At 29.2% G+C, this 6038-nt stretch carries 5 protein-coding genes and 1 pseudogene; 4 read left to right on the top strand and 2 right to left on the bottom strand.

All coding sequences use genetic code 11. The annotated features are described in order from the left end of the window. Positions 1–499 precede the first annotated feature (499 nt). Positions 500–766: a hypothetical protein gene (locus AA089_RS22535; protein ID WP_046759282.1), complete on the bottom strand. Its 267-nt coding sequence runs from the start codon at positions 764–766 to the stop codon at positions 500–502. Beyond that, complete coding sequence (locus AA089_RS25270) at positions 763–1323, bottom strand: hypothetical protein (protein WP_241480029.1); 561 nt, start codon at positions 1321–1323, stop codon at positions 763–765. Before AA089_RS25270 ends, AA089_RS22535 begins: the two co-directional genes overlap by 4 nt. A 144-nt stretch (positions 1324–1467) precedes the next feature. Here AA089_RS25270 and AA089_RS22525 point away from each other — a divergent pair, with 144 nt between their 5' ends. The 4 genes and pseudogenes from AA089_RS22525 to AA089_RS22510 form a co-directional block, all read left to right on the top strand. After that, positions 1468–3120 carry a helix-turn-helix domain-containing protein gene (locus tag AA089_RS22525; protein WP_046759281.1) on the top strand — a complete coding sequence of 551 codons (1653 nt, stop codon included), beginning with the start codon at positions 1468–1470 and terminating at the stop codon, positions 3118–3120. Positions 3121–3222: 102 nt separating this feature from the next. Continuing rightward, complete coding sequence (locus tag AA089_RS22520; protein WP_053002641.1) at positions 3223–4929, top strand: S8 family serine peptidase; 1707 nt, start codon at positions 3223–3225, stop codon at positions 4927–4929. A 3-nt stretch (positions 4930–4932) separates the two neighbouring features. After that, a complete protein-coding gene (locus AA089_RS22515; RefSeq protein ID WP_053002640.1) occupies positions 4933–5742 on the top strand; it encodes a M23 family metallopeptidase in 810 nt (269 codons plus the stop codon). Between the two features lie 10 nt (positions 5743–5752). Next, positions 5753–6038: pseudogene (locus tag AA089_RS22510) on the top strand (hypothetical protein); the annotation flags it as partial.

Below are 6038 nucleotides of genomic sequence, written 5' to 3'. Positions count from 1 at the left end.
ATGCCTACTCTTGCGTTTTTCGGCTTCCACGACTGTTTTTTGGGATATACAGCTATACTTGCAATACAATTATTATTTAATATGTTTTGTGATCAATTTCTTTCAAACGAAAATATTTGTAATATATTTCTTTATCGTTGTTTAAAATTATTTTTTTAGGTTAATTACTATTCCGAAGTGGTTCAATGCTGGTTGTTAGCCCTCTCGGAACTGGTTTGATGTGGTTCTACAAAGGTTATAAGCGGTTCATTATCCTTTCAATTTGGTTATTTTGGGGGCTTACCCCCTAAACGAACCCCTTTTATTCGGTTCGAAACCCATTATATTTATTTCGGAACCGCTTCGAACCTATTTGAAACCGCATTGCTTCTTTTCAGAACTGCAACGTTGTTATAAACAACCCTGATAATGCTGTACATAACCTAAATGAACCTGTTCAATAACCGTATGGATATAGTGCAATACCTCATATTTTAGATAATGAACCGCAAATACTGGGTTACGTATCGTTTATATTTAGTAACTCGTTCATTAAGGCTTCTCGTCTTTCGTTTTTTTCTATAGTTTGGTAAAAGAGTTCTAAGATGGCGTTTTCAATTTTTTCATTTTTATTGAGTCCGTTAAACACATTGCGGATCATTGATGTTCCGTAAGGTTTACCTCTTCTGTTGGTTACTTTATACTCTTTTAATATTTTTAGTACGCTACTTGTGTAATGATAGCCTAGTACTGCTTTTAGCTTTTTGCGTTGTTCTCCATCTATCATTCCGTAGTATTTTCTGTGGTGTCAGTATCGGCAGTTCTAGCACTTCTGCTAAAGAGTACTTTCATATCTTCAAATACAGTTTTCGCTCCTGCTTCGTTTTCGCCTGCTAAGTAGCGCATCTTTCTATAAAAGCTTAATGAATTTGTATAATTATCGTGATCTAAAAGTGTTTTGGTGTCTATGAGTTGCTGAGCAAGATTTTGTAGTAATTGTGTACGTTGCTCCATCTGTTGACGTGCGTTGTAGTCTTTGTCAAACTCTACTTTGTCCAAAAAATTAGGAATCCAGTTTGGATGTTGTTCCATATAATTTTTTGCTTTGTCTACGATGAGTTTGTTTTGATTGCCAATACTTCCGTATTGTCTTCGTTGGTCAGGTGTAAGGTTTACGGTTTTTCCTGTTAGTATTTGTTGAATCCCGTTAAGGTGTGTATCAAGGTTGGTCAGTTCTTCTTGTGTAAACTCAATACTAATTAAATTTTCTAATGCCATGTTTTGCTGTTTTTTGTTTATTAAAATTAATCCGCTACTTTCGTTGTCAGATTTTTTTGATGGCATAAATGTACATTCATGAAGAATAAAAACTAAATATGTTTCGGAAGATTCAGCGAATCTACCATGAATATTCACTGAATTTTCCTCTTATTGTAAATTGCAGTTCTACACTTAAAAATCTGTTTATTAGAAAGTTATGTATTGACCATGAATAAATATCTAAGTTTTATATATGTATTGATTATTCCTATAATCCTGAATGCACAGATCAATGATTTTGCTATTCCTGATTCGTTACATGATAAAAGTTATTCAGAATTGGAACATTATTTTTACAATAGTAAAGACCAAAGTGATGACTTGATTTATAGCAACACATATTACTTAAAGGGTTTAAAGGAAAATGACTCTGTGAGAATTGCTAAAGGCTTACTTTTTTTAACTTCAAATGTTAAAATTGATTCTGTTATTGAACAATTAGTAGATAAAGCAATCATATACTCAAAAAATAAGAATGATTTTCTTGTACCATGTACTGCTTATTCCATGAAAGCCAGTTTATGTAAAAATAAAAAGCAATTTAAATGTGCTTTAGATTATTATTTTCTAGCTAATAAGACTGCCAAAAAATCTGCTAATATAGATTTATCTTATATGATGAAGTATAATATAGGATTGCTGAAAAATGAAGTCGGGCATCATGAGGAAACAGTAGAGTATATGAGAGATTTGTTAAACTATTTTAAAGATAAGAGAAGATATTCGACTTATTTAAATTCTCTTTGTATACTTTCAAATTCTTATACATATATGAATTTACTAGATTCAGCATCCCATTTAAACCGTATGGGTTATAAAGAATCAATAAAATTAAGTGATTCATCACATTATTATTTTACATTTTATGAAGGAATTAATAAATTTTATCAAGGAAAAATTTCAGCAAGCAAAGATAGTATTCTAAAATCCTTAGCATTTATAGAAAAAAGTGATGATAAAAATAAAATAGCTATTTCATATTATTATTTAGGGAAAATCTATAAAAAGTTGGCTTCTGAGAATCTATCCAAAACTTATTTGCTAAAAATAGATTCAATGTTTATTTCGGATGAGTATCTTCCTTTTTATTGTAGAGATTCTTATAAAATATTATCCAAAGGCGATAAAAATAACGAACTCTATTATAATAATCAATTATTAAAGTTGGATAGTGTTTTGTATCAAAATTACAGAAAGATCAATACAACGATATATAAAGGTTACGAACAGGAAGAAATAGTATCTACAAAGCAAAAAATAATAGATACACTTAATAATGATAACAAGTACATCAGTACGTATGCATTAGTATTTTTAATTCTTATGTCTGTTTTTGGAGTTGCCCTAATTTTAAATTATAAAAAAAGAAAGAAAGATCAAATCAGGTTTAATGATATTCTCAATAAGCAGAAAATTGATTCAAAACAGAAAGTTTCAAAAAATGAAAGAATAAAGGATATCGATGAAATGGTTGTTAAGAATGTACTCGACAACCTAACCGTATTTGAGGATAAGGAACAATTTTTAGAAAAAGGATTATCAATAAACGATCTTGCAAAAATTGTGGAAACTAACTCTAAATACTTATCAATTATAATTAATCATTACAAACAAAAAACATTCAGTAATTATATAAATGATTTACGTATAGATTACATTGTTGAGAAATTAAAAAAGGATAAAAAATATCGAAATTATAACATGACTGGGCTATCCGAAGAAAGTGGATTCAGCAATAGACGATCTTTTTCAATTGCGTTTAATAAGCGAACTAATTTATCTCTAAAATATTTTATAAATAAAATCCATAAAGAAAGTTAAGGATGATCTTTCATTAAAATTGATGGAATATTCCCTGAAGATTCCATTGTAATTTAGATTATCTACATTTAAGCTAGTACTTTAGAGCTAAATTTTAAAATAATGTTTTCAATTTTAAACGCGAATTATTTAAGCATATTGATTGGCTTTTTTACCAATGTACTTGCATTACTAACTTTAAATAGTTGTGCGCTTAAAATAGTCGATTATGACTTGAAGAAAAGCACTAAATCATTACTTATTTCTAAGAAACAAAAGCTTTCAGCTAGTGAATGGCAGAACTGGCAACATAGCGATCCTTCTAAAGATACAATTTCAGGAATAAGTACTTTTTTAGCACATGATTTTTTGAAGGATAAAAAGTCAAAACCAATTACAATAGCTATTATAGATAGTAGATTCGATATTACCCATAAAGACCTTGAAGATATTTTATGGATTAACGCTGATGAAATTCCTAATAATAATATTGATGACGATAATAACGGATATATAGATGATATACATGGATGGAATTTTTTAGGAAATTCTAACGGCAAACAAGTTTACAGAACAAATGGAGAATATACAAGATTAATAAGAGAGTATAAACCAATATTCGATAACTATAAAGAAAGAAAAATACCTAAACGGCTAAGAAATAAGTTCGATCGATACAAAAGTGCATTAGAGGAATATGATAATGAAATCAAAATTGTTGATGAAAATATACGCTATTTGGACTCTTTAGACGAACTAAGAATAAAAATTGAAACCAAATTAACATCTATTTTACCCAAGACTAAATTAAGTGTAAAATTAATAGATTCATTATCAAAAATAAATGAAAAATCTATCGAAGAATTAAAGATATTAAGAACTTTAATTGCAAAAGAAGATTGGGCAAAAAGTAGAAGAGATTATGAAAAATTAAAATTATCTTTTCTTTTAAACCTTGACTCAGATGGTAGGGATATTATTGGAGATAAAAGTGATAATATTAATGATACTTTTTATGGTAATAATAAAATATATATTGACTCTTCAGGTAATAGACATTCACATGCAATAAAAACTATAGGAGTTATTTTTGCTAAAAAAAATAGTGAAATTGGAGTTACAGGAATCATAAGAAATGAAGCAAAGGCAATGATTTTACCAGTTGCACCCTATGGAGACACACACGATAAAGATATTGCTTTGGCAATTAGATATGCTGTTGATAATGGAGCTGATATAATAAACATGAGTTTAGGTAAAGAATTCTCGTTGTATGAGGATTGGGTTATTGATGCTATTAAATATGCTAGTATAAATGATGTATTGATTATCAAGTCAGCAGGAAATCGTAGATTTGATTTAGATAAAGTACTTAATTATCCAAATGATGCAAAAAATCACTCGAAAGAATATGTGGATAATTTTTTGAAGGTTGGTGCTACGACCAATAAAATAGATTCTACACTTGTTCATAATAATTCTAGTTATGGCAAAAAAGAAGTTGATATTTTTGCTCCTGGAAAATTTGTTTTCACAACTTTAAACGACCAAAAATACGGATACAGAAGTGGAACATCTCTCTCATCTGCACTTGTAAGTGGAATAGCAGGATTAATTCGCTCTTATTACCCAAACCTAACAGCATCCGAAGTAAAACAAATCATTATGGAATCTGGCGTTTCGTATGATATTATGGTAAATAAACCTTCTACAAGCGACAAAAAAGAATTAGTTCCGTTCAGTTCGCTATCCAAATCAGGTAAAATAGTCAATGCATATAATGCGTTATTGATGGCTGAGGAAGTTTCTAAGAAAAAAAATCGCAAATAAATCATGAAAAAATATATTTTACTTTTAGTCTGCATATTTATTTTTGGTAATTTATTTGCACAAAACAAGGATGTAGAAATTATAAAAAAACAGAATAAAAATGTTATAGTATTTTATGTGAAAAATAATACACACGCAACGCAAAGTTTACAACTGACATTTGATGGATATGGATATACACTAGATAAAGAATCTCCTCTTTTACTTATTATCCCTCCTAAAAAACAAATTGAAGGTGTTACCTTAACTTTTTCTAAAACTGAAAAAAGTAAATATTCATACAAAAGCACATATACCTTAGGAAATATAAATGCTGTGCATGATACTGAATATGCATACACCTTACCATACAAAAAAGGTACTTCACACCAAATTATGCAAGGGTATGATGGCTCTTTTTCTCACAAGGGTAAAAAAGCTATTGATTTTAATATGCCTGTAAACACTCCTATCTATGCTACTCGCGATGGCGTAGTTATAAAGATAAAAAAGAACTCTAAAAAAGGTTGTCCTACTGTTGATTGTATTGATGATGGTAATTTAATTATGATAGAACACGTTGATGGATCAATAGGAGAATATGTTCATCTTAGATATAGAGGTGTAACGGTCAAACTAGGCGATAAAATCAAGCGTGGACAAAAAATTGGATATAGCGGTAATACAGGATTTTCATCTGCTCCCCATTTACACTTTCAGGTTTTTATTTATGCACTAAATGGAGATAAAAAAACGATCACAACAATGTTTGAAATAGAAAAAGATAAAAGTATAATTCTTAAAAAAGGAGATAATTATAAACGAATCCTATAACTAATTATATATGTACTTAATTTGGTCACTTCTCAATGCCGCATTAGTAATCCTATTTTCTGCTTTAGTCTTAACACTCATATTTAAAGGGAAAAAATTATTTGACAATAAATATGGTAATGCCATTATTGTCGTTTTAGTTTTAGGTGTTATTGGTATGCTGAATTCAAACAGTAAAGAGTATGCAAGTACATATGATTTAACCTATGGTAACAAGTCTAAGTATAATTCAAGTTTGATGAAAACTGTCTATTTACAGAAAAATACAACATCTACTTTACTGGCAAGTATTCGAC

Source organism: Kordia jejudonensis (genome assembly GCF_001005315.1).
GTDB lineage: Bacteria > Bacteroidota > Bacteroidia > Flavobacteriales > Flavobacteriaceae > Kordia > Kordia jejudonensis.
Note: the sequence above shows the minus strand (reverse complement) of the source record. Positions and strands in the feature narration are given on the sequence as shown.